Source organism: Shinella sp. H4-D48 (assembly GCF_022637395.1).
GTDB lineage: Bacteria > Pseudomonadota > Alphaproteobacteria > Rhizobiales > Rhizobiaceae > Shinella > Shinella sedimenti.
The window spans coordinates 207,712-233,749 of record NZ_CP093339.1; the positions used below are offsets into that span (position 1 = coordinate 207,712).

27 protein-coding genes are annotated in these 26,038 nt (G+C 60.8%); 6 read left to right on the plus strand and 21 right to left on the minus strand.

The genetic code is table 11. The features are described 5' to 3' along the window. The first annotated feature begins 37 nt into the window (after positions 1 to 37). The 3 genes from MNR02_RS22060 to MNR02_RS22070 all read left to right on the plus strand — a co-directional run bounded on the left by MNR02_RS22060 (position 38) and on the right by MNR02_RS22070 (position 2,829). Entirely contained in the window at positions 38 to 430 is a 393-nt protein-coding gene (locus MNR02_RS22060; RefSeq protein WP_241949601.1) for a Rid family hydrolase, read from the plus strand. 64 nt (positions 431 to 494) lie between these two features. Beyond that, entirely contained in the window at positions 495 to 1,415 is a 921-nt protein-coding gene (locus MNR02_RS22065) for a DMT family transporter (protein ID WP_241949602.1), read from the plus strand. A gap of 91 nt (positions 1,416 to 1,506) precedes the next feature. Continuing rightward, positions 1,507 to 2,829, plus strand: coding sequence for an FAD-binding oxidoreductase (locus MNR02_RS22070; protein WP_241949603.1), 1,323 nt, complete (start codon positions 1,507 to 1,509; stop codon positions 2,827 to 2,829). Between the two features lie 122 nt (positions 2,830 to 2,951). Here the strand turns inward: MNR02_RS22070 and MNR02_RS22075 are convergent, their stop codons facing one another. The 6 genes from MNR02_RS22075 to MNR02_RS22100 all read right to left on the minus strand — a co-directional run bounded on the left by MNR02_RS22075 (position 2,952) and on the right by MNR02_RS22100 (position 9,555). Continuing rightward, positions 2,952 to 4,115: an iron-containing alcohol dehydrogenase gene (locus MNR02_RS22075; protein ID WP_241949604.1), complete on the minus strand. Its 1,164-nt coding sequence runs from the start codon at positions 4,113 to 4,115 to the stop codon at positions 2,952 to 2,954. Between the two features lie 16 nt (positions 4,116 to 4,131). Further along, positions 4,132 to 4,965 (minus strand): ABC transporter permease, encoded by an 834-nt coding sequence (locus MNR02_RS22080; protein ID WP_241949605.1) that lies wholly within the window; start codon positions 4,963 to 4,965, stop codon positions 4,132 to 4,134. Next, positions 4,965 to 5,840, minus strand: coding sequence for an ABC transporter permease (locus tag MNR02_RS22085; protein ID WP_241949606.1), 876 nt, complete (start codon positions 5,838 to 5,840; stop codon positions 4,965 to 4,967). Before MNR02_RS22085 ends, MNR02_RS22080 begins: the two co-directional genes overlap by 1 nt. Before the next feature lie 2 nt (positions 5,841 to 5,842). Beyond that, on the minus strand, positions 5,843 to 6,940 hold the full coding sequence (locus MNR02_RS22090) for an ABC transporter ATP-binding protein (RefSeq protein WP_241604443.1): 1,098 nt from the start codon (positions 6,938 to 6,940) through the stop codon (positions 5,843 to 5,845). Positions 6,941 to 7,016: 76 nt separating this feature from the next. Beyond that, entirely contained in the window at positions 7,017 to 8,174 is a 1,158-nt protein-coding gene (locus MNR02_RS22095) for a PotD/PotF family extracellular solute-binding protein (RefSeq protein ID WP_241949607.1), read from the minus strand. A gap of 37 nt (positions 8,175 to 8,211) precedes the next feature. Further along, positions 8,212 to 9,555, minus strand: a complete 1,344-nt coding sequence (locus MNR02_RS22100; RefSeq protein ID WP_241949608.1) for a glutamine synthetase family protein — start codon at positions 9,553 to 9,555, stop codon at positions 8,212 to 8,214. 117 nt (positions 9,556 to 9,672) lie between these two features. Here MNR02_RS22100 and MNR02_RS22105 point away from each other — a divergent pair, with 117 nt between their 5' ends. Then, positions 9,673 to 10,461, plus strand: coding sequence for a helix-turn-helix transcriptional regulator (locus tag MNR02_RS22105; protein WP_241949609.1), 789 nt, complete (start codon positions 9,673 to 9,675; stop codon positions 10,459 to 10,461). A gap of 149 nt (positions 10,462 to 10,610) precedes the next feature. On the opposite strand, the gene MNR02_RS22110 is transcribed toward MNR02_RS22105, so the two are convergent. From MNR02_RS22110 to MNR02_RS22145, 8 genes are all read right to left on the minus strand, one after another. Continuing rightward, positions 10,611 to 10,970, minus strand: a complete 360-nt coding sequence (locus tag MNR02_RS22110) for a cupin domain-containing protein (protein ID WP_241949610.1) — start codon at positions 10,968 to 10,970, stop codon at positions 10,611 to 10,613. A gap of 21 nt (positions 10,971 to 10,991) precedes the next feature. Further along, entirely contained in the window at positions 10,992 to 12,377 is a 1,386-nt protein-coding gene (locus MNR02_RS22115) for an FAD-binding oxidoreductase (RefSeq protein ID WP_241604432.1), read from the minus strand. Positions 12,378 to 12,394: 17 nt separating this feature from the next. Continuing rightward, positions 12,395 to 13,510 carry an ABC transporter ATP-binding protein gene (locus tag MNR02_RS22120; RefSeq protein WP_241949611.1) on the minus strand — a complete coding sequence of 372 codons (1,116 nt, stop codon included), beginning with the start codon at positions 13,508 to 13,510 and terminating at the stop codon, positions 12,395 to 12,397. Between the two features lie 2 nt (positions 13,511 to 13,512). Further along, the gene (locus MNR02_RS22125; protein ID WP_241949612.1) at positions 13,513 to 14,298 is read right to left on the minus strand and encodes an ABC transporter permease; all 786 of its coding nucleotides are present in this window, start codon (positions 14,296 to 14,298) and stop codon (positions 13,513 to 13,515) included. Between the two features lie 2 nt (positions 14,299 to 14,300). Next, a complete protein-coding gene (locus tag MNR02_RS22130; RefSeq protein ID WP_241949613.1) occupies positions 14,301 to 15,203 on the minus strand; it encodes an ABC transporter permease in 903 nt (300 codons plus the stop codon). 63 nt (positions 15,204 to 15,266) lie between these two features. Continuing rightward, positions 15,267 to 16,304: an extracellular solute-binding protein gene (locus MNR02_RS22135; protein WP_371746788.1), complete on the minus strand. Its 1,038-nt coding sequence runs from the start codon at positions 16,302 to 16,304 to the stop codon at positions 15,267 to 15,269. Positions 16,305 to 16,382: 78 nt separating this feature from the next. Continuing rightward, entirely contained in the window at positions 16,383 to 17,000 is a 618-nt protein-coding gene (locus MNR02_RS22140; protein WP_241604421.1) for a helix-turn-helix domain-containing protein, read from the minus strand. Between the two features lie 258 nt (positions 17,001 to 17,258). After that, positions 17,259 to 18,161, minus strand: a complete 903-nt coding sequence (locus tag MNR02_RS22145; protein ID WP_241949615.1) for a LysR family transcriptional regulator — start codon at positions 18,159 to 18,161, stop codon at positions 17,259 to 17,261. Between the two features lie 117 nt (positions 18,162 to 18,278). Between MNR02_RS22145 and MNR02_RS22150 the strand changes: the two genes are divergently transcribed. Both MNR02_RS22150 and MNR02_RS22155 read left to right on the plus strand, forming a co-directional pair. Beyond that, complete coding sequence (locus MNR02_RS22150; RefSeq protein ID WP_241949616.1) at positions 18,279 to 18,611, plus strand: nuclear transport factor 2 family protein; 333 nt, start codon at positions 18,279 to 18,281, stop codon at positions 18,609 to 18,611. Then, a complete protein-coding gene (locus MNR02_RS22155) occupies positions 18,608 to 19,387 on the plus strand; it encodes an SDR family oxidoreductase (protein ID WP_241949617.1) in 780 nt (259 codons plus the stop codon). Before MNR02_RS22150 ends, MNR02_RS22155 begins: the two co-directional genes overlap by 4 nt. 155 nt (positions 19,388 to 19,542) lie before the next feature. On the opposite strand, the gene MNR02_RS22160 is transcribed toward MNR02_RS22155, so the two are convergent. From MNR02_RS22160 to MNR02_RS22190, 7 genes are all read right to left on the minus strand, one after another. Continuing rightward, positions 19,543 to 21,132 carry an ABC transporter substrate-binding protein gene (locus MNR02_RS22160; RefSeq protein WP_241949618.1) on the minus strand — a complete coding sequence of 530 codons (1,590 nt, stop codon included), beginning with the start codon at positions 21,130 to 21,132 and terminating at the stop codon, positions 19,543 to 19,545. A 133-nt stretch (positions 21,133 to 21,265) separates the two neighbouring features. Continuing rightward, on the minus strand, positions 21,266 to 21,592 hold the full coding sequence (locus tag MNR02_RS22165; protein WP_241949619.1) for a cupin domain-containing protein: 327 nt from the start codon (positions 21,590 to 21,592) through the stop codon (positions 21,266 to 21,268). 9 nt (positions 21,593 to 21,601) lie between these two features. Continuing rightward, entirely contained in the window at positions 21,602 to 22,357 is a 756-nt protein-coding gene (gene kduD / locus MNR02_RS22170; protein ID WP_241949620.1) for a 2-dehydro-3-deoxy-D-gluconate 5-dehydrogenase KduD, read from the minus strand. Continuing rightward, positions 22,354 to 23,196: a 5-dehydro-4-deoxy-D-glucuronate isomerase gene (gene kduI / locus MNR02_RS22175; RefSeq protein ID WP_241949621.1), complete on the minus strand. Its 843-nt coding sequence runs from the start codon at positions 23,194 to 23,196 to the stop codon at positions 22,354 to 22,356. The genes kduD and kduI overlap by 4 nt, the downstream gene beginning before the upstream one ends. Positions 23,197 to 23,227: 31 nt before the next feature. Further along, a complete protein-coding gene (locus MNR02_RS22180) occupies positions 23,228 to 23,959 on the minus strand; it encodes an ATP-binding cassette domain-containing protein (RefSeq protein ID WP_241949622.1) in 732 nt (243 codons plus the stop codon). After that, a complete protein-coding gene (locus tag MNR02_RS22185; protein WP_241949623.1) occupies positions 23,959 to 24,978 on the minus strand; it encodes an ABC transporter permease in 1,020 nt (339 codons plus the stop codon). Before MNR02_RS22185 ends, MNR02_RS22180 begins: the two co-directional genes overlap by 1 nt. A gap of 68 nt (positions 24,979 to 25,046) precedes the next feature. Beyond that, positions 25,047 to 25,997 (minus strand): substrate-binding domain-containing protein, encoded by a 951-nt coding sequence (locus tag MNR02_RS22190; protein ID WP_241949624.1) that lies wholly within the window; start codon positions 25,995 to 25,997, stop codon positions 25,047 to 25,049. Positions 25,998 to 26,038 lie beyond the last annotated feature (41 nt).

Consider the following 26,038-nt stretch of genomic DNA (forward strand, 5'->3'; position numbering starts at 1 on the left):
TCGAACCATTTTGGTTCTGGCATGAAAGGCTGAGACAATGACGAAGCGCATCAACATTTCCTCCGGTTCCTCCTTCGAGAAAGCCTATGGCTATTCCCGCTGTGTGAAGGTGGGCGATACGGTCTACGTGTCTGGCACGGTCGGCATCAATTTTCAGACGGGTGAATGCAGCTCCGATCCGGTTGAACAGCTCCGCCAGGTCATCTGCAACATCGAGCCATGGCTTGAGAAGGCCGGCGCCTCGCTGAAGGATGTCGTCCAGATCACGACCTATGTGACCTCCGCCGAGGTGTTTGCGGCCATCGGCCCGACGCTCAAGGAAATTTTCGGCGACATCCTACCGACCAATGCGGCGCTTGTCGTGCAGTTCCCGGTACCGAACGTCAAGGTCGAGATTTCCGCAACCGCTGTCGTGGGCTGCGGCGCGTGACCGATCGGCCGCCGGTATGAACCGGCGGCCTTTCACTCCTTGAGCCGTCTGACAGGCGCCCGGCATGCTTCGCAACCTTCTTCATCCCGATAACCGGCATGCCATGACCGTTGGCATTATCCTCGTCATCGTCGGCTATTTTCTCTTTGCGTTGAACGATGTCGTCGCAAAGATGCTGGTTGCCAGTTTTGGCGTGGCGCAGGTCCTGACGATCCGTGCTATTGGCGCTTTCATGGTGCTCGTACCGCTGGTGCGCCAGCAGCAGGAGACGCCCTTTCACAATGTGCACCGGCCGTTTGTGCAGATGGTGCGAGCGCTGCTCATCACTCTCGATACGTCGCTGTTCTACGCGGCCGTCATCTACCTGCCGCTTGCCGATGTCATGACATTCTACATGGCCGGGCCAATCTACATGACGGTCGCCTCGCATTTTCTTCTGGGAGAGCGCGCCGGCTGGCGGCGCTGGACTGCGGTTCTCATCGGCTTCGTCGGTGTCGTCATCGCGCTCGATCCTTCGGCATCCGCGTTTTCCGCGCCGGCCTGGTTTGCGCTGACAGGTGGTCTTGCCTATGCGTTGACCCTGGTGCTCAACCGGTCTCTGGCACAAACCGGCGACGCGACCCTCGGTATCTACCAGGGACTTGCCACATTCCTTCTCGCCGGCGCCGCTTCTATTTTCGACTGGCGGTCCTTCACCCTTGCAGAGGGCGCTTCGATGCTGCTTCTCGGCGTAATCGGCGCTTTTTCCCACCTCGTCGTCACGCGGTCGCTGAAATTGGCACCTGTCTCCATTCTCGCGCCGTTCCAGTACACGTTGCTGCTGTGGGGCATGGTGTTCGGCTTCATTTTCTTCGACGATGTGCCGGGGACGAATATGCTTGTCGGATCGGCGATCATCGTCGTCGCCGGTCTTTTCATCTCGCATCGCAAGGCCCGGAAGATCGAGGCGGTGCCCGAGACCGATCTGCCGGCCCGCCTGCCATGACGATGCCTAATACAAACCACCAGCAGCAGTGCGACGTCTGCACAATCATTCTCGAATTCTCTTTCTGAAAACCCATCGAAGGTCAGTGATCATGTCCATGGCAAGCCCGATCGATCCCACCATGCAAGGCGTCGTCTGGACGAAGACCCTGCAAGAAACCGTCCGCGACTATCCGCGTCTTTCCGGAGAGGAGGTCGCGGATCTCGTCGTCATCGGCGGCGGATATTCCGGTCTCAACACTGCCATTCACGCCGCAAAGAACGGGCTGCGTGTCGTGGTACTGGAGGCCGGCCGCGTCGGAAACGGCGCCGCTGGCCGCAACGGCGGCTACAATGTGCCGCAGTTTCCGGGTGGCATCACCCCCTCTGTGGTCGAGGCAACCGTCGGTCGGCGCAAGGGCCTCGCGCTTGCCGACCTCGTTCTGCATGGCGCCGATGCCGTATTCCGGCAAATCGATGCCTTTCAGATCAAATGCTCGGCGGTCCAGAACGGCTGGATGCAACCAGCCCATTCCGATGCCTCGATGCAAAGGGTGCGCAAGGTCCATGATGAATGGAAGGCGCTTGGTGCCAAGGTGGAATGGCATTCTCCCGCTGATGTCGCCGATCTTCTGGGCGCACAGGGCTATCTCGGCGGCTGGTCCAATGCGCAAGGCGGAACCGTCAACCCCTATAGTCTGTCGGTCGGGCTGGCGCGAGCCGCCGAGCAAAGCGGCGTGCGCATTTTCGAAAACAGTGCCGTCGACGGCTTCGAGGAAACCGCGCAGGGCGTCATCGTTCGCTGCGGCTCAAGCCATGTGTCGGCACGGTCGGCGGTGTTTGCGACCAATGCCTATACGGGCGACTTCCTGCCGGCCGTGCAAAAATCCGTCATCCCTGTCTATCTGTACCATGTCGCCACGAAGCCGCTTAGCGAGGCGTTGCGCCAGAAAATCCTCAAGACGCAGCTGTGCTTTACGGATCTTCGCAAATCAGGCGGTTTCGGGCGCCTGGATTCGGATGGTCGACTGATTTCCGGCGGTGCCGTGTTCGATTTCGGCAACAAGGTGGCCTATGGCGAGGAGCATGCCCGCGGGCGAATGAAGATGCTCTTCCCACAATTGACCGACGATGACATTCAGCTCGAAAGCTATTGGGAAGGTTATTGTGCGGTGACGGACAGCTACCTGCCGCACATCTTGCGGCTGGGTCGGAACGTCTTCTCCATCGGCGGGTTCTCCACCCGAGGCGTCAACCTCGCGCAAAATCTCGGTCGTCTCATGGGCGAGGTCATGGCAGGCAAGCGTGAGCTCGATGACGTGCCCGTCAATGTCTATGATCACCGAAACGACATCGCGCTGTGGTCCATCAAGGCCAGAGCCGCGAGATACGTGTTTCCGTACTACCGCCTGAAGGATCGCTTGGGGATGACGTGATCGACGTTCAGATCCGATCAGCCGCAGTTGTAAGCGCGATCCGGGGCATTTCCGGTAAACCTGGTTTTCACCGGAAATGCTATTTCCAACGTCGAGGCAATCCCGCTTCGGCTGAAAATGCTCTAGCTCGCTGCGGAAAGAATGCCGCGGACATTCTCTTCGTCGAGCTTGACCGGATTGCCGCCCGCGCAGGGATCGAGCAGGCTCATCTGCGCAACCTTGTTGATGTCGACGTCTTTCAAGCCCATGCCTGACAGTTTTTCCGGAATTGACAGGTCGCTGCGCAGCGCAACGATCCAGTCGATCACGCCGTCCGCATCCTTGCGCGGAAGGTCCAGAACGCGTGCCAGCAGTTGGAGTTTGTCTGCAATGGCCGGCGCGTTGAATGTAACGACGTAGGGCATCAGCACGGCGTTCAGAAGGCCATGATGTGCATCGTGGAGAGCACCGAGCGGATGAGCGAGCGCATGGATCGCGCCCAGCCCCTTCTGCAGGGCGACACAACCCATTCCCGAGGCGATGAGCATCTGGCCGCGCGCTTCCAGATTGCCGCCATCGTGTGTGGCGATCGGCAGCCATTTGTGGATCAGCCGCAGCGCATTGAGCGCAATGCCCTCTGCCATCGGATGGAACGACGGAGCGCTGAGTGCTTCGAGGGCGTGCGACAGCGCATCCATGCCGGTTGCGGCGGTGATATTTGCAGGCAGCCCGACGGTGAGTTCGGGGTCCATGATGACAATGTCCGGCATCATGCACGGATGAAAGACGATGACCTTGCGCTTATCGGTCTCATGCGTGATCACCGAGGAGCGGCCGAGTTCCGAGCCGGTTCCGGCCGTCGTGGGGACGGCGATAACAGGCACGAGGCCGGTGGTGTTGGCGCGCTTCCAGTTGTCTCCGATATCCTCGAGATCCCACATAGGGATGGTCTGGTGGGCCATGAAGGCGATCGCTTTGGCCGCATCCAGCGCGCTTCCGCCGCCAATCGCGACCACCAGATCGTGGTCGCCAGCCCGGAATGCCGCGACACCATCGGCGACGTTGCCGCCAGTGGGATTGGGTTTGACATTCCAGTAGAGTTCGGGTGCAAGACCGCTGGTTTTCAGGGCTTCGAGCGTCCGCTGCACGGGATAGAGATCCTTCAGCCCGGCATCGGTCACGACGAGCGGGCGGCTTGCGCCAAGTTCGCGCACCATCTCGCCCAAGCCGGCGATGCGGCCGTTACCGAAGCGCACGGCGGTGGGGAAACTCCAGTTGCTGGTGGCGGTGGGCGTATCAACGGGCATGTTGGAACCTTGCTTGTTAGGATGTGGAAATGCCGGACGTCTGACGCTTCAGCGCACGGCGACGCAGCACCTCGGCGACGATGACCAGAAGAAGTGCCGGCACGAGATTGACTGTGGCAAGCGCCGGATAGATCGGCGAGGAGCCGACGGCTATGCCGCTATAGACGAAGATCGGCAGCGTGCGCGCCGTTCCGGCAAGCGAATAGGAAACGTAGAAATTTCCCCAGGAAAGCAGGAAGGAGAAGATGACGGCAGAAAAGATGCCGGGCCAGAGCAGCGGGAATGTGATCTCGCGGAAGACTTCCCAGCCACTTGCACCGGCATCGCGTGCGGCATCTTCCAGCGTCTCGTCGAAACCATAGACCTGAACGGCGACAACAACGAGTGCGAAGGGTGTGATGTAGACGACATGGCCGATGATGACGGTGACGAGGCCTGTCGAAAAACCCAGCCAGCTCCCGAGCACCGAAAACCACAACAGCATGACCACGCCGAGCAGCAATTGCGGAAACAGGAGCGGCGCGAAGGTGAGACCGCGGAATGCGCCTTGAAGGCGAAAACGGTATCTGATCCACGCGACGGCTCCGGCTGTGCCGAGGACCGTTGCGAAGATTGTCGAAACTGCCGCGACGGTGGCAGAATTCAGGACGGCTGGAAAGAAGTCCGGCTTGTTGAACAGCTCACCATACCATTGCAGTGAGAAGCTCTCTATCGGCAGCGTCAACACGCGGCTCGACGTGAAGGAAAACGCGACCAGCGTGGCGATCGGCGCGTAGAAGAATATGAGAAGGAGGACGACAGAGCCGACCAGTGTCGTATCGACCAACGCGTTGCGCATACGCTGTGACATCAGGCGGGCCTCCTCGTCGTTGCCGTGCGTCGAAGGGCGAATGCCGCGCAGGCCGCAAGCATCAGGGCGCCGGTGGTAATCAGCACCATCGTCAGGGCTGCGCCGAGTGGCCAGTTCACACGGGTCTCGAAACTCTGGCGGATCAGCTCGGACGCGAGCGGAGACGTGCCGCCACCAAGCACCTTGGGTTCGAGAAAGGCGCCGAGGCTTAGCACGAAGACCAGCACCGCTCCCGAGTAAAGGCCCGGCCGGGAAAGCGGAAGCGTAACCTCGAAGAAGGTCCTGAAGCGCGAAGCACCGGCATCATAAGCTGCGAGCACCAGATCTCGGTCGATCCGCACCAGCGAAAGATAGATCGTGAATATCGGATAGGCGACCAGATTGTAGACCATGCCGATCATCGTGCCGGTCGGTGTGAACAGCAGGTTCAGCATTTCCGGCGGAAAGCCCAAATGCATCAGCAGCCAGTTGGCCACACCGTTCTTGTCGAGGATCAGAATCCAGCCGAAGGTCTTGAGTACGGCATCGGTCAGGAACGCGAAAATGATCAGGATCTGAATTTGCGTCTTGAAGGTCTTGAGCCGCGTGGCAAGCGCATAAGCGACCGGGAACGCGATCAGCACGGTCAGAACGACGCAGATCAGCGCCATCGTCACCGTGCGCAGCATGATCGTCCAGTAATGCGGTTTGGAAAACACCTCCGTCCAGATTTTCAGGTCCCACGTCCAGACGAGCCGGTAGTATTGCGTCGTCTGGAAGGTCAGCACCGCCGTCATCAGGAGCGGTACCAGGAAGAACGCGACCATGACCACCGCGAGGGGCGCTACGGTGGCGACAAGAACCGGGTCGTTCCAGGATTTGGATTCGATCCTCATGGTCACTCCGACAGCAGAAAGGCCTGGACGGGATCGAAACCGATGCGCACCGCCTCGCCGACAGCGGCCGGCAACACGATCGATCCGGGAAGATCCATGATGACCGCGGCATCGAGCCCCTGGACGCGGATGCGGTACTGCGTGGACGCACCCTTGATGAAGTACTCCTCCACATGTCCGTCCAGCAGCCATTCGCCCGGTGCGGCATCCCCCTTCACGAAACGTATGGTTTCTGGGCGCACGAGTAGCGCCGTACCCTTCGCGGACAGAGAGGGTGAGACATGCTCGGACGCGATGGTCGTTTTTCCGGAAACAACCAGCGGAGACGTCACCGCCATGCCACCATCGGTGGCGGCGGTTGCGGTCACGGGGAGGAAATTGGTCTCGCCGATGAAGCCTGCGACGAACATGTTGGCGGGACGATAATAGATGTCGGCGGGTGTTCCGACCTGAACGACATGCCCTGATCGCATTACGCAGATGCGGTCCGCCAGCATCATCGCTTCTTCAAGATCGTGCGTGACGAGCACGAAGCTGGTGCCGAGTTCGCGGTGCAGCTTCTTGAGTTCGGCCTGAAGGGATTTCTTGAGCTTGGCATCAAGCGCGCTCATGGGTTCGTCCAGCAGCAGAACGCTCGGCTGGGACACCAGCGCGCGGGCAAGTGCCACGCGCTGTTGCTCGCCGCCGGAAAGCTGCGCGGGGTAGCGCTCGAGATAATCGGGCTTCAGATGCATCAGGTCGAGCATCGTGCGAATGCGGCTGTCCGTCTCGGTCTTGCTTACCTTCTGTAGCTTGAGGGAAAAGCCGATATTCTCGGCGACCGTCTTGTGCGGAAAGAGCGCGAGTTTCTGGAAGACCATGCGCGTGGGGCGGCTTGCCGCCGGTACGCCCCGCATATCCTTGCCCTGGATTTCAAGACGCCCGTCTGTCGGCTCCTCGAAGCCTGCGAGGATCTTCAGCAGCGTCGTCTTTCCGCAACCCGAAGGCCCGACGAGCGCGACGAATTCGCCGGTGCCGATCTGAAGCGAAACGCCGTGAAGCGCACGCGCCGCTCCGTAGTCCTTGACGATGCCGGATGCATCGATGATGGGGCTGGCCAAGCTCGATTTCCTTGATGGTCTGCAATGGGAACAGACAGGCCTGCTCTTTCGGCAGGCCTGTCCTTTTTGTGCGAACTTAGCGAGCGGCGAGCTCTTCCTGCCAGATCGCCAGCATGTCGTCGATATTGGGCGCGACCGTGTGGAACTGGCTGTTGTCCCAGGCCGTCCACATGTAATCCATCTGCAAGGCCTTTTTCTCTTCCTCGGAGAAGAGGGCCTCGGCCTTGCTGTTTGGCACCAGGTTGCAGGTCGCCTCGGTGATTGCGAGTTGTTTTGCGACCTCGGGAGACACGATGTATTTCAGGAAGTCTGCCTCGATCTGCGAGTTCTTGCCGTTGTCGATCAGGCCGGTGGCTTCCATCCAGATGATGCCCTGCTTCAAGCCGTTCTTCGGCTCGGGCACGATGGACTGAATATAATCGTGGCCCTTCATACGCAGCGCCGAGGTCGCATAGGTGCCGCCGCCGATAAGGGCGCGGAAGGATCCGTCGATCAGCCCCTTCTGTGCCACGGCGAGGTCAGCGACGATGGCGCGCGTGTTCTTGAAGGCAGCGCGCAGGACCTTTCGGACCTCTTCGAGTGCAGCGGCGTCCAGTTCCTCGTAGGGGTTGACGCCCGCATAGAGAGCAAGGGGCATGATCGGCCAGTCACCCCAGTCGAGAAGGCAAATCTTGTCCTTGTAGGCGCTGTCGAAGACTGGAGCGTAGCTCGACCAGGTCTCCAGTTTATCGAACTTGGTGTTAACGGTCGGGCCGACCCAGCCCCAGCGGGTGGGAAGGCCGGTTGCCTTGCCTTCGAAGGCGAGCGGCTCGAAAGGAGCTCGGAACTGCGGGTAGAACTCGGCGAACTGATCGGCGAAATCGGCTTCGTCGATATAGCGGCAGAAGCCTGCCGGCCCCATGCGCTGGATCCAGGGGCTGTCGGAGGAAACGAGATCGAACTCACGCGATGCGCCGGCTGCGAGCTTGGCAAAGCCGCCCGCGGAATCGGTGATGAGGTCGATCGAGATCGAGGCGTCTTTCGACTTCTGGAAGGGCTCGAGGATGCTCGGGGCATTGTAGCCTTCCCAGCACATGTAATTGAGGCTTTCGGCCGCCGCCGCATCGCGCCGTGACGCGAGAAAGCCGCTGCCGGCGGCTGCGAGGCCGAGGCCCAAACCGCCCATGCCCTTGAGCACGGAACGACGGTTCACGGCGCCGATGTTGGAGCTGATATCTGCTGTTCCCTTTTTCATTTTTCTTCCTCTCTTCGTTATTCATTGGGGCGCGGAATCAGACCACGCCCAGATAGCGCCGGATCTCCCATTCGCTGACCTCTTTCTGATATTCGCGATGTTCCACCGCGCGGCTTTCGGCGAAGCTGTCGACGAAATCGCTGCCGAAAAGCTCTATCGCCTTGCTGCTTGCGCGCAGGCGGGTGGCGGCCTCATGGAGATCACGCGGGAAGACGGCATTTTGCGCGGGTGTGGATGCATAGAAATCCTCCGCGCTGCCCGCCGGTGGCTCGATACGCTCGCGAATGCCGGCAAGGCCGGCACCCAGCATCATCGACAAGGCCAGATAAGGGTTGGTGTCTGCTGACGGTACGCGAAACTCGACGCGGGTGCTCTCCGGCTGGTCGTTGATGACACGCACGGCGGCGGTACGATTCTGCACGCCCCAATTGGCTGCCGTGGGCGCCCACGCACCCGGCACGAGTCGCTTGTAGGCGTTGACGGTGGAGGAGCACATCGCCAGAAGTTCCGGCATGAATTTCAGCAGGCCGCCAAGGAAATGCCGTGCCGCCTGGCTGAGTCCATCGGACGCCGACGCGTCGGAAAAGACGGGGCGGCCATCACGGTCGCGCAAAGAAAGGTGGAGGTGCCCAGACTGGCCGGACAGCTTCGGCGAAAGCTTCGACATGAAGCTCACCGTCTTGCCGTTACGGGCAAAATAGGCGCGGGCAAAATTCTTGAACAGCATCGCATCGTCCGCCGCCTTGATGCCCTGTGCATGATAGAGCGGCGCCTCGAAGCAGCCGGGACCGAGTTCGGTGTGGATGGCATCGAGCTTGACGCCCATGGTTTCCATCGTCGTTTCGAGGCCGGCCAGAAGATCGCCGTGAAGCGCCGACGTCTGGAGGGAATAGGTCCGGTTTCCCTGCGCAAAATGCGTGAGATCGCGATACTGCTTCGCTCTCATGCTCTCCGCCGTCTCATCGAAGACGAAGAACTCGAACTCAAAGGCGGCATGCACATCGAAGCCGAGTTCGGCAGCTTTTTCGATCTGCGCAAGGCAGACATTGCGTGGCGAGCGGCGGCCGAATTCGCCGTCGAAATCCGCGATACACAGCGCCATGTTCTCGGCGAAGGGATATTTGCGGATCGTCGTCCCATCGAGCCTGGCCGACCGGTCGACGAACGATCCGTCGCGATAGGTGCTTTCAGCAATATCCCAGAAATAGAGCACCTCGCAGAACGGATAGCCGTCCTTGGCGAGCTTCACCGCCTTTTCGGCGGAGACAAGCTTGTCACGGAATTCGCCTTCCGGATCCACCATACCGATATGGACTGACCGGGCGCCGATCTCCTGCAGTTTCGTTTCGAAGGTTTTGTATGTATCCGGTGATTTCGGCATGACTTGTTCCCAGTGTTGCGGTTAGCCTAGGGCGTGGTGTCGTTGCATGGAAATATCCCCGGGGGGATAGACGCGCCTGTCGGTTTCCGACTTCGGCAAACGGGTAAGGGGCAGCGGTTGGATCAGGGGTTCGCAGCATGGAACAGCGCGGTTGCGGCGGCCGTGCAGGCTGTCGGCACAGACAGCTTTGGCCAGCGTCTGGAGGCAGCGCTTGCAACCATCATCGATTTCGACGTGCTGATGGTCTTCGCCTATCGCGGTGCTGAAAAACCTGTCTGCTGCTACCACAACATCGATCCGAAGCGGGCGCAGACGATCGTGGGTGCCTATATCGCCGGACCTTACCTGCTCGACCCCTTCTACGGCGCTGCGCTCGACACCCGGAAAACGTCGATCCTGCGGCTGAAGGACATGGCGCCGGACCACTTCTACAGTTCGGAATACTATCGCCAGCACTATGTGCTGACGGGTATCAGAGATGAGGTCGGCATCTTGTGCCGGACGCCGAACTGGGCCGGGGTTGTCATCAGCTTCACACGCCCTGTCACTGCGCCAGCCTTCGGCCGACGGGATCTTTCCTTGATCCGCGGTGCCGAGCCGTTGCTTCGAACCCTCTGCGAAAGACATTGGAGCGTCGTCGGCAGCGATGCCGGTGCAAGTCCCATACCCGCACATGATCCCATCAACGATACGCTGAACAGAATGACGAACGGCGTGCTGACGCCGCGCGAGATCGAGGTGACGTCATTGATCCTTCGCGGCCATTCCAACGCATCGATTGCCACGACGCTTAAAATAACATCCGGAACGGTGAAAATTCACCGGAAGAACATTCATCAGAAACTGAACATCGCAAGCCAGGCAGAACTGTTCGGACTTTTCATCCGAAAGCTGACGAAACTCTGAAGTCCGATGGATTTCCGCTGAGCGATGACCCCGTCTGCCGGCGGGATGCTATGTTGCGGCAACCGCCACACTGCGCTTGCAGGTGTCCAATCGGAGCCGGTTCCTGAGATGTGAGGGTCCACTTTCAGGCGCCGGCTCCGGTGGCGATCTCAAACGCCGCCTGCAACCATGGTGTAGATCTTGCGTGTCTGCTCGTGAATGGTCCATTCCCCACGCCAGCCAAGCGGCAGGACGAACATTTCGCCGGGACCGATGTCCCGGGACGTGCCGTCGCCATTGTGAAGCGTCACGCGGCCGCTGAGAAGGTAGCAGATTTCGGCATTCTGGCTTCGATCCGCCGTGAAGCGGCCGGGTGTGCATTCCCAGATACCCGTCTCCATCTGGCCGTTCGCACTGCTCCAAAGCGCCAGCGTGGCTTCCATCTGGTCGCCTGCAATTGAGGTGGGCTTTGGCGTGAACTCGCCGATGTCGCGGTTATGAAGATCGCCGAAATTCTCGAAACTGATCATTGAATATGTCCTTGAAAGAAGTCAGTGGCCGGTGATGGCGTCCGCGATGGCGGCGAGCCTGGACGTTTGGGCAAGGCCGGCGAATTCACGTTCGTCGGCAATTCGATAGAGCTGGTACATGGAATGCACGCCGAGCCAGCGGAAAGGTTCCGGCTCCCATTTGCGCACCGTTCGGTTGACCCAGGGAAGACCTGTCAGCTCCGTTTCCCGGCCAAGAACGAGATCGGCGAGCGTGCGGCCGGCAAGGTTGGAGCTGGACACACCGAGGCCGACATAGCCGCCGGCCCAGCCGATACCGGTCTGCCGGTCGAAGCCCGCCGTCGTGCACCAGTCGCGCGGCACGCCCAACACGCCGCACCAGGCATGGTCGATCCTCAGCGATTTCGTCTGAGGCAGCAGGCGCGTTAGAATGGCATGCAGCGCTTCGATGGTCGCCTGCTGTGTCTGGCCGTTGACGTCGGTCTTCGAACCGAAACGGTAGGGAACACCGCGCCCGCCCATGGTGATGCGCCCCTCGCGCGTTCGCTGGGCGTAGCAATAGGCATGTGCGGCATCGCCGAGCAATTCATGCCCCTCCCAGCCGATCTGTTCCCACAGCGCGTCAGGCACGGGCTCGGTGACGATCTGCGCGCTGTTGAGCGGCAGCCAGGTGCGCTCTTCTCCGGGCAGGCCGGCGGTGAAACCTTCCGTCGCACGGATGATGACGGGCGCGCGCACCGTGCCGCGATCGGTCGTCACACGGCCCTTCTCGAAAGTGGTGACGGCCGTGCCTTCGAAAATCCGGACACCAAGCCCCTCGACCACCGCCGCGAGGCCGCGCACGAGCTTGGCCGGCTGCACGCGCGCCATGTCGCGAATGACGAAGCCGCCCTTGACGTCTGCGATGCGGATGCGTTTGCCCGCCTCTTGCGCCGACAGCATCTCGATTTGCTCGGGCGGCATCTCCCAATCGAGATAGAACTGGTATTCCTCCCGTGCGCGGTCGAGCTGAGGCTGGTTGGTGGCCACGGTGAGGTTATCGGCGCGCAGGATATCGGCATCTATGCCTTCCGTTGTCGCCACCCGGATCACCTCATCGACCGTGCCCGCCATAGCACGCTGCATGTCGACAACGGCACCGCGGGTGGACGTCTTCAGGTATTTTTCCCGCGACCATCCGAAACCGCCGGAAAGCCAGCCGCCATTGCGGCCCGACGCCCCAAAGCCGGCGAATTCGCGCTCCACGACGACGATGTCGAGCGAAGGATTGGCCTTCTTTAGATAGTAGGCCGTCCACAGGCCCGTATAGCCGGCGCCGATGATGCAGACATCGGCGGTGCGGTCACCGGGCAGAGGTGGCCGCTTCTGCGGCAGGCCGCCGATATCCGCGTACCAGAAGGAGATGTTACCGTTGGTCTTGACGTCCATGGCAGAGGCTTTCGGGTTCAGGTCAGCGTCACGTCGGCGCTGGCATCGTCGGGGAGGAGGATGAGATCGGAGCGGAGGAAGGTGACGTCGACGGTATCTCCTATGACGAAATCAGCGGCTCCGAGCGGGCTTCGCGCGACGGCGGTCGTACCGTCCGACAGCCGCACCTCGTATTTCGAGCCGGAACCAAGATAGATCGCTTCGGCAATCGTGCCGGTGAGACGGTTTTCGCCCGCAACGACATCCGCGCCGACACGCTTCAGGGCGACACGTTCAGGCCGCAGCAGGATCACCGGGCGAGCACCGTCAGCCAGGCGGCCATGGGCGAAAACCCTCTGTCCGCCGATAACCATGGCTGTTTCATCACCCGAAACCTCGGCCGATCCACGCAACACGGTGGACTCACCGATAAAACGGCCGACGAAGAGCGTTGCCGGAGTGTCGTAAAGCTCACGGCCCGTGCCGATCTGCTCGATGCGGCCGCCGTTGAAGACAGCGATACGGTCGGAAAGAACGAGCGCTTCCTCCTGGTCATGTGTCACATAAACGAAGGTTGTGCCGAGTTCGCGGTGAATGCGCTTGATCTCGAGTTGCAGCCATTCACGCAGCTTCTTGTCGAGCGCGCCCAGCGGCTCATCCATGAGAAGCAACGGCGGATCAAACACGAGCGCGCGGGCAAGCGCCACGCGTTGCTGCTGGCCACCCGAGAGTTCGCTTGGGTAGCGATGGGCGAAATCGGCCATCTTCACCATGTCGAGAGCACGCCGGACGCGCTTCGCACGTTCATCACCCTTGATGCCGCGCAGCGCCAGCGGGTAGGCGACGTTCTTGCCGACCGTCATGTGCGGGAACAGAGCGTAGTGCTGGAAAACGACGCCGATATTACGCTTATGCGAGGGCAGGCCCGTGACGCTCTTGCCGCCGATTTCCAGCGTGCCTGAGGTGATGTCGGTGAAGCCCGCGATCAGGTTCAGCGTCGTCGTCTTGCCGGAGCCGGATGGTCCGAGCAGCGTCATGAACTCGCCGGGGCGGATATCGAGGTCTATGTCGTTGAGGGCCGTGAAGGCACCGTAACGTTTGGACGCCTTGCGGATTTCGATCGCGGCACCGGTGGAAGGTTGGGAAGCATGCATGGTCAGGTCCTTTCGCGGCGCATACCCAGGAGCAGGCCAGCGATGATGATGAGCGACGTAGCGAGGAAGAGCAGGGTACCGACGGCCGCGACGGTCGGATCGGCATCACGCGTGATCGACGAATAGATCTGCACCGGCAGCGTCTTCAGATAGGGACTGGTGATGAACAGCGCGACGATGATCTCATCGAACGATGTGATGAAGGCGAAAAGCGCGCCCGACAGCACTCCCGGCAGGATCAGCGGCAGGGTCACCGTGCGGAACACGGTGAGGCGACCGGCCCCCAGACTCGATGCCGCCGTTTCCAGTCGGCGATCGAAGACTTCGAGGCTCGCCTGCACGGCGATCAGCACGAAGGGAATGGCTAGCATGGTATGGGCGAGCACGAAGCCCGTGACGGTGCCGACGAGATGCGTATCAAGATAGACCGCATAGATGCCGATTGCCAGCACGACACCAGGCACCACCATGGGCGTGATGAGCAGGGCCCGCAACAGGCCGCCGGTGCGTGCCGCGGCGCGGCTGACGCCGAAGGCCGCGAGCGTGCCGATCACCGTTGCCACCACGGCCACGATGAGGGCGACGATCAGCGAATTGGAGAAGCTTGTCGTCCAGTCCGGGCTGCTGAAGAAATTCGCGTACCACTGCCAGCTGAACCCGACGGGCGGGAAGGCGAGCGACTTGTTGCCGTTGAACGACATCGGAATGACGACCAGCGTCGGCGCAAGAAGCAGGATCGCCACTAGTAGGCAGAAGAGGCCGAGAACAATGCGAGAGAACGAGGGCATGCTCACACCTCCCTGCGCGAGGCTGTGTGTTTCTGGCGCATCAAAGGAGCGGCGATGGCGAGAAGCAAGAAGGTTGCGACAAGCAGAACGACCCCCATGGCGCCGCCGCGACCCCAGTTGAGCAGACTGAGAACCTGGTTCTGGACGAGCGACGACAAAAGGATGCTGCGCGGGCCGCCGAGAAGCGCCGGCGTGATGTAAAAGCCAAGCGAGAGAATGAAGACGATAATCGCGCCGGCGTAAACGCCGGGCAGCGAAAGCGGAACGTAAATCTGAAGGAACGCCTTCCAGGGCTGGGCGCCCAGGCTTCGCGCGGCCGGCAGCAGACGTGTGTCGATACCCTTCATCACGGAATAGATCGGCAGGATCATGAAAGGCAGCAAGACCTGCGTCATGCCGATGACGACGCCCGGAAGTGTGCGGATGAGTTTTACGGGTGGGAGGCCGATGCCGCGCAGCATGGAGTTGATGACGCCGGAATCCTGCAGGAGAATTACCCATGCGAGCGTGCGCACCACGCCGCTCAGCCAGAAGGGCACCAGAACGCAGAGGATGAGCGCCAGGCGCATGTTTCTGCCGACGATGGTCATGGCATACGCATAGGGATAGGCGCAGATGAGGCAGGCGAGGGTGACCCAGGCGGCGACGACGAAGGTCCTTTGCAGCACCGCGCGGTTGACGGCAGACTGGAAGAACCAGACGTAGTTGTCGATGCCGATCGCCGGATCGGAAAACGAGCGCCACAGCACGATGCCAAGTGGGTAGGCAAGCACGAGGAGAAGCACAAATAAGGCCGGCGTGGCAAGCCAGACCGGGCCCCGCGGCCGAAAACGCGACAGGAATGGGGACTGCGCGAGATCGGTGGCCGCAGCGTTTGGCGCGCCATCATCGGGCGTGGCTGTCATCATCATCTCCCGTTTGGAAGGCAAGCCCGGTGCGCAACCGGGCTTGCTGGGCTGGCGATTGGCTCAGTTGCCGGAAAGAAGCGCGTTCCACTTCTCGGCAGCGAGATCGAAGTTCTTCACCCAGAACGGGATGTTCTGCTGATAACCCTGCGCATTGCGCTCAGGCGTCGAGGTGAGGAAGGCTGCCGTCGCCTCATCGACCTTCGGCCTCGCATCCATGTTGATCGGCGTATAGGAGGTTGTTTCCGTGAGCACGGCTTGCGCATTCGCACCGAGATACGCGTTGATAAGCGCATAGGCCGCATCGGTGTCCTTGACGCCAACAGGAATGGTCAGCTGGTCCATGACGACGAGCCAATCCTGCCATACCGGCGTATAGGCCGCGCCGTTCTTGACGGCGGTCATGGCACGGCCGGTCCACATCATGACCATGTCGGCTTCGCCGGATTCCGCAAGTTGCTGGCTCTCGGCACCGGTTTTCCAGTAGATGGTGTCGGGGCCAAGGTCGCGCAGTTTCTGGATGCCTTTTTCGATATCGTCTGATGTCATCGCCTTCGGATCGCCGCCCGTCGCCTTGAAGGCCTGCTCGATCAGACCGCCGGTAGGGTCGCCTGAGCCGTCGATGGCGCGAACGCCCGGGAATTTCTCCGTGTCAAAGAAATCTGCCCAGCTTTTCGGCGGGTTATCCTTGTAAGTCTCGTTCTTGTACATCAGGACGACGCCATAGTTCATCGCCGGAACCGAGCATTCGCCAACCTGGCCGGGCGGGATTTTGGAGACGTCGAGCTTGGAGAGATCGAGCTTCTGGAAAAGCGTGCCGCAATGGACATAGGGCGGAAGGTCGGCGGTATCGACGACATCCCAGGTGACGTTGCCCGCATCGACCTGAGCCTTCAGCTTGGCGATTTCGGTCGGGCCGTCGTTCAGGAGCGTTACACCGGATTTGTCGACGAATTCCTTCAGGGCAGCGACCTGACCATCCTGATAGATGCCACCGTAGGAAACGAAGGTCAGCGTCTTGCCCTTGAGCGATCCTTCCTTCACCTCGCCGGCGACCGGCTTGTCCTGTGCCCATACCGGCAACGCCAGGGCGCACGTCATCGTTAGGGCCACAGCCCTCGCAAATTTCTTCATGTTGATACTCCCAGTAGCGCTCGCGTTACGTTGTTCCTGCCGGGGCTACGAGCCGGGCCGGGGCAGGTATTGGTCCAGATCATCCGCGACGCTGGTGGGCGGCGCGATCATCCAGATGACTTCAGCGGTTTCCGTGCCGATATTGACGGTCTTGTGCGGAACCGAGCTTGGATATTCGATGCTGTCACCGGATGATAGTACATGACGCTCCTCGCCGAGGGTCAGCTCCACCTCGCCGCGCATGACAAAGAAGAGTTCCTGCGAATCCCCGTGGCTATAGGGCTTCTCACCCGTCGAGCCGCCCGGATCGAACTCGCCGATATAGACTTCCATGTCGCGGATCGGACGCCGGGACAGGAGCATCTTGCGATAACCCTCCGCCGGCGGCAGGGCCGGACGCTCCGCCTTTCGCAGCACGCGACCGACAGCGGGTGAGCCGTCATCGAAAAGGTCCGTCAGGCTGATGCCGAGCGCACCGGCAATGCGCATCAGCGTACTGATATTGACGCCGCTCAGGCCGCGCTCGAGCTGGCTGAGAAAACTCGCAGTCGTTCCCGTTGCATCTCCCAGCGCCCGCAGCGACATGCGCCTGGCGGTGCGGAAGGCCTTGACCTTCTCGCCGATGCCAGACTGGTTGTCAGCGGTTACGGAAATCTCGTTCACGACCTCACCCTTCACTTAACGCCATATTAAGTGAAGGGTGAGGATTAGCAATATCGAAATACACGAATCGATTTTTTAATTTGGATGACAAGCCTCCGGCCGCACAATGCTCGTCAAGCAATCCGCCATCTGTGGGAAAAATTCAAATATCTTCAATGATTTAGTGCCGTGGAGATGTGCTGATGCTGAGTGCGGCTAAAGCTCGTATCGAGCCGCGATCGATTAACAAATGTCAGACAGGCGTTCCGCGCGCCGCTGCTATTCCCGGGAACTTGCAAACTCACGCGCGGCCTGGATGAACGCGGTGAATGCGGCAGATGGGTTCTTCCGGCCAGGATAGTAAAGTGCCAGCGGCGCCAGATTGGGGGTCCAGTCTTTGAGAACCCGGACAAGCCTCCCAGCTGCAATGTCATCGCGCACGTCCGCTTCCATGACATAGCCGAGACCGATGCCGTTCTGCGCGGCGATCCGGACAAGGCTCGGCTCATCAAGGGTGATGGCGCCCTGGACGTTGATTTGCAGCGGGGTTCCGTCCTTCTCAAATCGCCAAGGGAACAGGGCGTTGTTGGGAAGGCGCGCGCGGATGCACCTGAACCGATAAAGATCGTCGGGTACGGCCGGTTCGCCGTGGATGCGCACAAAATCGGGTGAAGCGACGACCGCATTTTCACGCGGCAGCCCGAGCGATACGGCGATCATGTCGGTGGGCACGAGATCCGCGGGCCTGAGCCCCATGTCAAAGCCGCCAGCGATGACGTCGACCAGTCGTCCCTCCGTAACCAGATCGATGTGTACGTGCGGATAACGCTGTAGAAACGACAGGATGAGCGGCGCCATCACCTCACGGGCCGCCGATGCAAAGGCGTTGATGCGCAAAGTGCCTGATGGCGTTTCCTGAAGCGATTGTACGGCTAGCATGGCGTCGTGGATATCCGTCATTGCCGGCCCAACCCTTTCGACGAAGGTCTTGCCGGCATCGGTGAGCGACACGCTTCGCGTCGTGCGGTTGAACAGACGGACGCCCAGGCGCTGTTCGAGCTTGGCGACAGCATTGCTCAAGGCCGTCGTGGACATGCCGAGATCCAGCGCGGCCGCACGGAAAGATCCGTGCCGTGCGATGCTGAGAACGGCGTCCAGGTCGGAGAGGATGTCCCGCGTCATTATCCCTCTTTTCGCAATTCCTCGTTCCTGTTTGTCCCAGTTATCGCAGCGTTCGTCCAGGCATAGATTATTGCGTGCCGGCCCAAAGAGAAGCCTGGCCCTACCTGGAGACGTGAAATGACAATCAAAATGCCCGAAAGCATCGCGGCCTTTTTCATCGCCGACCGTGACGGCGGCCCTGACGAACTCGCTGCCGGTTTCACGGAAAACGCAATCGTCAAGGACGCTGGCGAGACCCTCGTCGGTCATGAAGCCATCCGCCAGTGGAAGGTCGATTACACCCGGAAATACGGTCCCACCACAACGGATCCCTTCTTCATTGTCACCGAGGACGGCAGAACGCAGGTGACGGCGCATGTCGCCGGCGACTTCCCCGGCAGCCCGGTCGATCTGCGCTACTTCTTCGTCATCGCCGGCGACAGGATCGCCGAACTGGAGATCACGATATGACCGCTTTTCTCACATTGCAGGGCCGTCGAGCCCTGATTACGGGCGGTACCTCGGGCGCCGGCGCCGCGACGGTTGCGCTCTTCCGGGAGCTCGGAGCACGCGTGTTGACGACGGCGCGCGCCAAACCGGCCAACTTTTCCGGTGCCGCTTTCGTTGCAGCGGACCTGACCACCAAAGAAGGGGTTCAGGCCGTCGTCGATGCGGTTCATCGGGAGCTCGGCGGGATCGATATCCTTGTGAACGTTCTGGGTGGCTCATCTGCCCCTTCGGGTGGCTTTGCTGCGCTCGACGACGTTGAATGGGACAAGGAGTTCGATCTGAACTTCTTTCCAGCAGTGAGGCTTGATCGGGCCTTGATCCCTGGAATGATCGCTCAGGGCAGCGGTGTCGTCATTCATGTGACATCGATCCAGAACCGCCTGCCATTACCCGAAGCGACGACGGCCTATGCATCTGCAAAGGCGGCGCTCAACACCTACAGCAAGGGCCTCTCCAAGGAAGTCTCGCGTAAGGGCGTGCGCGTCGTCCGGGTTTCGCCCGGCTGGATCGCCAGTCCTGATGCCAACGGTCTTGCCCTTCGAATAGCCGACGAAGCCGGCATCGGCTACGACGAAGCGGTGCAGGTGATCATGAATTCGCTCGGTGGCATCCCGCTGGGCCGGCCGGCCGAGCCGAGAGAGGTCGCAGACCTCATAGCTTTCCTGGCTTCGGACCGGGCGACGTCCATTACCGGTACAGAGCATGTGATCGACGGCGGCACCATCCCGACCATCTAAATATCGATGCGCGCCCACGGTGCGCATCTGTCCGATCAAAAGGTTCAAGGGTTTTGGCAGCGCTGGACGCGAATTGTCCATGCAGGGCGACGGGAACCCCTTCAGCGTCTTTCTTCGCACAACGGTGATTAGGGCTGGTTCTCTCGACCGGTTTCTTAGGAAACCACCCAGCATTTTGTCAGTGCATGCCCGCCCATGAGCTCGCCGTTCGGATCATCGATCCAGCCGCCGACACGTGGGGTCGTCGCATCGATATAGTTATTGAACATGGGAACGATCACGCCCCCCTGGTCACGCAGGATCACGGCCGCCTGGCGGTATAGAGCCTTGCGCTTGTCGGCATCGAGTTCGGCGCGTGCGCCGATGATCAGCTTGTCGAAATCGTCGCGGAAGAACCGGGTGTCGTTCCACTCCGCGCCGGAGAGATAGGCGAGGGAATAGACCTGATCCTGCGTCGGGCGTCCGGTCCAGTACGACATCGAAAACGGCTGCTTGTTCCACACGTCCGACCAGTACCCGTCGCCCGGCTCGCGCTTGATCTCAAGCGTGATGCCGCATTTTGCTGCACTTTGTTGAAAGAGCTGGGCGGCATCCACCGCACCTGGAAAGGCGACCTCCGACGTGCGCAAAAGTATCGAGCCGTTGTGGCCGGACTTCTTGAAGTGCTCAGCGGCCTTTTCGGGGTCGAACACCCTCTGTTCGATATCGTCGTCGAACAGCGGGTAGCCTTTTATCATCGGTGTGTCGTTGCCGACCGTGCCGTAGCCACCCAGGATCTTCTCGACCATCTCCTCGCGGTCGACGGCATATTTCAACGCCATCCGCAGATCGTTGTTGTTGAAGGGGGCGGTGTCGCAATGGGCAATCATTACGTAATGACCCTTGCCCGGCACGTTGCGGATCGTGACGCCCGGAACGCGTTTCACGAGTTCCACGATCTTGGGCTCGACCCGGTTGATCATGTCGATCTGGCCGCCGTGCAGGGCGGCCGTACGCGCGGTGGAATCGTTCATCACGATGATCTCGATGCCGTCGGCGTGGCCGCGCAGATCGCTGCCCCAGTAGCCTTCGTGCTTCTCACCGACATGGCGAACACCCGGCTCGTTGACGACGATCTTGTAGGGGCCGGTGCCGATCGCTGCGGTCGGATCATCCTTGCCGCCGTTCGGCTGGATCATCAGATGGTAATCACCGACCACATAGGGCAGGTCGGCATTGGGCTCTTTCAGTGTGATGACGACGTTCCGGCCATCGGCTTTGACCGTCTCGAATGCGGAAACAAAGGGAAGCGCTGCCGATTTGGAATTCTTGTCCGCATGGCGCTCGAAAGTCGCGACGATGTCCTCGGGCGTTACGACCTTGCCATTGTGGAAGGTGACGTCCTGACGGATTTTGAACGTCCACGTCTTGGCGTCGCGCGAGGCCTCATAGGCTTCCGCCAGGCGATATTCGATCTCGCCGGCCGGAGATATCTCGAGCAGCTGTTCGCCCCAACAGCGACCGAGCGTATAAGGTACCTGACTTGCCCATGTTGCGGGATCGAGGCTGTCGGTGGCTGCGCCGCCGACCATTCCAGCCCGCAACACGCCGCCCTTTGCTGGCGCCTGAGCGGCTGCAGCCCGCGCAAGCACCGTGTTCGCAGCAGCCGCAGAGAGGCCGAGTGCTGCGGCACGCCCCAGAAAATCCCGCCGGGTCAGCCGCCCGCCGATGACAAGCCGGCTGAGTTGATCGAGGTCTCTGGACATGCGCGCTTTCCTTCTGACTTGATCTCCTGGAGCATCTTGCATGCCAGCGGTGCTTTTTGCCAAGGGGGGCGGAGCGACTTTTCGAAACTGAAAATCCCCGCCGTTGCGGCTGCGGCCTTATCGGCGTCCGGCCTTAGAGGAAATCGTCTCGGCGTGGTGTGAATGTGTCGATCAGCAAGCCTGCCGTCAGTGCGACAACGCCGTGAACGAGGTTCGGCGCGACAATAAAGCTGCTGCCGGCGCCAAGCCGGGCAGTGACACCATCCACCGTAACGTCGAATGTGCCTTCGGCAACATAGCTGACCTGCGTATGCGGATGCGAATGCAGTGCGCCGATGGCGCCCTCCTCGAAGCTGAAGGCAACGAGCATCATTTCCGGACGCTCGCTCAAGACGGCGCGGCGATTTCCGGGGGCGACTTCGGTCCAGACCGTGTTTTGGGGCAGGGAATAAAAGGACATTTCAACCTCTCATCGGGCAAGCCATCCGCCATCGACCGGCAGGATGGCGCCATGCACGTAATCGGACGCGGCACTCGCAAGGAAAACCGCGGCACCGGCCATGTCTTCCGGCCGAGCCCAGCGACCGGCGGGAATGCGCTTCAGGATATCGGCGCTACGCTCGGCATCCGCACGCAGCGCTGTCGTGTTGTTGGTCTCGACATAACCGGGCGCGACGGCGTTCACATTGATGCCGCGCGCAGCCCATTCGTTCGCAAGAAGTTTGGTGATACCGGCAAGGCCGCTCTTTGCCGCGGTATAGGACGGTACGCGAATGCCGCCCTGAAACGACAGCATCGAGGCGATGTTGATGATCTTTGCCTTGCGTTCTGCTGCAAACGCCGCCTTGGCAAAGGCCTGGCAAAGGAAGAAGACGGACTTGAGATTGGTGTCGAGCACGGCATCCCAATCCTCTTCCGTGAAATCCAGTGAATCCGCACGCCGGATGATGCCGGCGTTGTTGACCAGAATGTCGGGCGTGGCGCCGGCATCCAGCGCGGCGGTCATGACCCTGGCGGCACTGCCCGTTTGAGAAAGATCCGCGGACACGGCGGCAAACATCCGCCCCGTCGCCTTCACTTGCATTTCGGTATCCGTCATGGCGGAGCGACCGACGCCGACGATATCCGCGCCGGCCTTCGCCAATCCAACTGCAATTGCCTGCCCGATGCCGGTATTGGCACCGGTGACGATGGCCCATCGGCCGGAGAGATCGAACGGGTTCATCGCAGTGATTCCATCGGTACCTTGTCCATGTCGGTAAAGCTTATATTATCGCCGGCCATGGCCCAGATGAAGGCGTAACGCCCGGTACCTGCGCCCGAGTGGATCGACCAGCCGGGCGAGAGCACCGCCTCGTGGTTCTTCAGAACGACATGACGTGTTTCGCCCGGTTCGCCCATGAAGTGAAAGATGCGCGTTGCCTCCTGCATGCCGAAATAGAGGTAGACCTCCATGCGCCGGTCATGCACGTGCGCCGGCATCGTGTTCCAAACCGAACCTGGCTCGAACGTGGTGAGCCCGACCACCAGCTGGCAGCTTTCGCAGACATCGGGATGAACATACTGGTTGATGGTGCGGTGGTTGGATTCCTCCGCCGAGCCCAGATGCACCTTCTTCGCCATGTCGCGCGTGATGAGTACGGTCGGGCAAGTGCGATGGGCCGGTGCGCTCAGGACATAGAATAGCGCCGGCTCGGCCTCGTTATCGCTCGCAAAGCTAAGCGCGCCCGAGCCCTTGCCCACATAGATGGCTTCCTGGAAGCCGAGTCTATAGCCCTTGCCGCCGACGCTGACCGTTCCGGCACCACCAATATTGATGATAGCGGCCTCACGGCGCTCGAGGAACTGGTCCGTGCCGGTTTCGTCAACACGGTCGATCGTGAGTGTACCGCCGGTCGGCACCACGCCACCGACGATCATGCGGTCGAGATGGCTGTAGGTGAGATTGATCTTGCCGGGCTGGAACATCGCCTCGATGACGAAGCCATCGCGCAGGCCCTGGGTGTTGCGCCTTGCGGCGTCTTCAGGTCCGACGACCTGGCGAATGGATACGGAGAGTGTCACGGCATCTGCCTCTTTCTTTCGGTAATGGACATCAGTTGAGCACGACATATTCGGTGAGCTGGTTGATCGTCGTGTCGGCCTTGGCGACATCGAAGACCTTGGTGCCGTGGCTCATGATCACGAACCGGTCGCAGACCTGATAGGCGTGGTAGATATTGTGTGTCACCAGCACGCTGGAAACGTTCTCTGCCTTCAGCTTCAGCACCTGGTTCAGCAGTGCTTCCGTCTCGCGCACCGAGAGTGCGGAGGTGGGCTCGTCAAGCAGCAGGATGCGCTTCTTGAAGTATACGGCGCGTGCGATGGCAACCGCCTGCTTCTGGCCGCCAGAGAGGTTGCCAACGAGCGTGTCCGGGCTGTCGATGCCCGAGATATGCACGGCATTCTGCAGGACCTCCATGGCGATCTGGCGCATTTCGGCCTGACGGAGGAAGCCGAAACGGTCGGTCAGTTCGCGGCCCATGAAGATGTTGCGCGTAATGGAGAGACTGTCGACCAGGGCTGTGTGCTGGTAGATCGTCTCGATGCCGGCGTCCGCGGAATCCGACCTGCAGGTGAAGAGCGTCCTGGTGCCGTCGACGCTAAGATAGCCGTCCGTCGGTTTGTGGATGCCGGAAATGAGATTGACCGTGGTCGACTTGCCGGCGCCGTTGTCGCCGAGCAGGCCAACCACTTCCCCCTCGCCAATGTGGAAGCTGAGGTTGCGAAGCGCCGTCAGCGCGCCGAAACTCTTGGAGATATTGTGCAGTTCGAGAAGATTGGACATCACGCCACGCCTCGCCGCTCGATGAGATGATTGAAGATGGCGGCCAGCACGATCAGCGTCGCGATGAACATGTCGAGATAGAAGCCGGGCGCCCGCAGAAGCAGCAGCACGTCGGTGATCGTATGAATGAGCAGCACCCCGAGGAAGATGCCGATGATCGAGCCACGGCCGCCACGCAGCGAAAGCCCGCCGATAACGCAGGCGGCAATCGCCTGGAGTTCGAGACCGGCACCCTGACCCGGCTGAACGCTGCCGACGCGCGCGGTGGCAAGAATGCCCGCCATGGCGGCCATGCCACCGGCAACGGCGAAGGCAATGAGTTTCACGAGATTTGTGTTGATGCCGATCGCCTCGGCCGCACCGCGATTGCCGCCTGTCGCGAAGACATGGTTGCCGAAGCGATGGCGGTGCAGCAGATAGTGAAAGCCGACCACGAAAAGCACGATCCAGATGAAGGCGGCATTGATGCCGAACAGCGTACCGGAAAACAGGCTGGTGAAGGCCGGCTCGGGATCGAAGCGCACTTGCACAGCACCGTTGTAGAGAAGCACGGCGCCGCGCCAGAACAGCAGGCCGCCGAGCGTCACGATGAAGGATGGAAGGCCGAAGCGTATCGTGATCTGGCCATTGAGCAGCCCGATCAGCAGGCCGGCGACGATGCCCAGTGGCGCGGCAAGAAAGGCACTGAGGCCTGCGCCGACCAAGCTCGCCATGAGGACGGCGGTAAAGGTGTAGACGGAACCGATGGACAGGTCGAACTCTCCCGCAATCATCAGCACACCCGCACCAAGCGCCAGGCAGCCAAGCACGGGTATCGCCTTCATGAGGATCGTCAGGTTCTGCGGCGAAAGATAGCGAAACTCGTTCGGATAAAGCAGCGCACCGGCGATACAGACTATCTGCAACGTCATGAAGACGAGGAAAATCGCTCCGGCGGGCATCGCCATGATCTGCTTGAGAATGGATTGTCTTTGCGTGCGCGAACGGTGCACGGCGTTGTCAGCAAGGATAGGTGTCACGGTCTGGCACTCGATTTTGGGGCGTGGGGAGCCGGCCGGGGTCTTCGACAGGCTCCCGCAACATCCGGTTAGCGGTAGCTGCCGATCAGGGGCTTGACCGAGCTGATGCGCGACTTGTCGAGGAAGGCACCCTGTCCGGTGTCGACGTCCGTCGGCGTCAGGCCGTACTTCTTGGCAAGCGCGATCTGGGCGATCGGATAGTAGCCCTGAAGGTAGGGCTGCTGGTCCATGGTCGCGAACATCGCACCGGACTCGACTGCATTGACGATCTCGACGGCAAGGTCGAATCCGCCAAAGGGAATGTTGACGCCGGCATCCTTGATAGCACCCGCACCGACCGTCGAAGTGACCGAGCCCGTGCCGAACAACGCCTTCACGTTCGGATTGGCGATCAGGAACTGTGCGATGATGTTCTGCGCTTCGGCGGGATCGAGACCTGCACGCACCGTCTCGACCTTGATGCCGGTCTCCGTCATCGCCTTCTCGATCCCGCCGCCACGCGCCACTGCAAAGCTCGCCTCGGGAATTTCGCGCGGGTTGAAAACGACGTCGCCGGATTTCAGGCCGAACTCCTTGATCATGCGGTTGCCGAGCTCGTAGCCCGAAGCAAACTCATCCATGCCGACATAGGCCTGGCGGCAATTGCCCTTGGCGCCGTCGAGGTCGTCATTGTTGAAGCCGATGACGATGATTCCGGCCTTTGTGGCAGCGCAAATGCTTTCGTCAAAGGCGTCTGACGAGGAGATCGCGACCGCGATGCCATCGACGCCGCTAGCAGTCGCGCTTTCGATCAAGTCGTTCTGGCGTACCGGATCATTGTTGGCATATTGCACGTCGAGATCGACGCCGAACTGGCTGGCGGCGTCTTGCGCGCCCTTCACCACGGGATTAAAGAACTGGACACTCGGATCGAGGTAGATGATCATCGTGGCCTTGACGTCAGCGGCAAGCGCCGTCGATGCCATCATGGTGGCAATGCCAGCGGCGATTGCCACGGCTTTCAACTTGGTCAACTTCATTTGCGTATCCTCCCTTTGGATGTGCAATGTGGGTCCAAAAG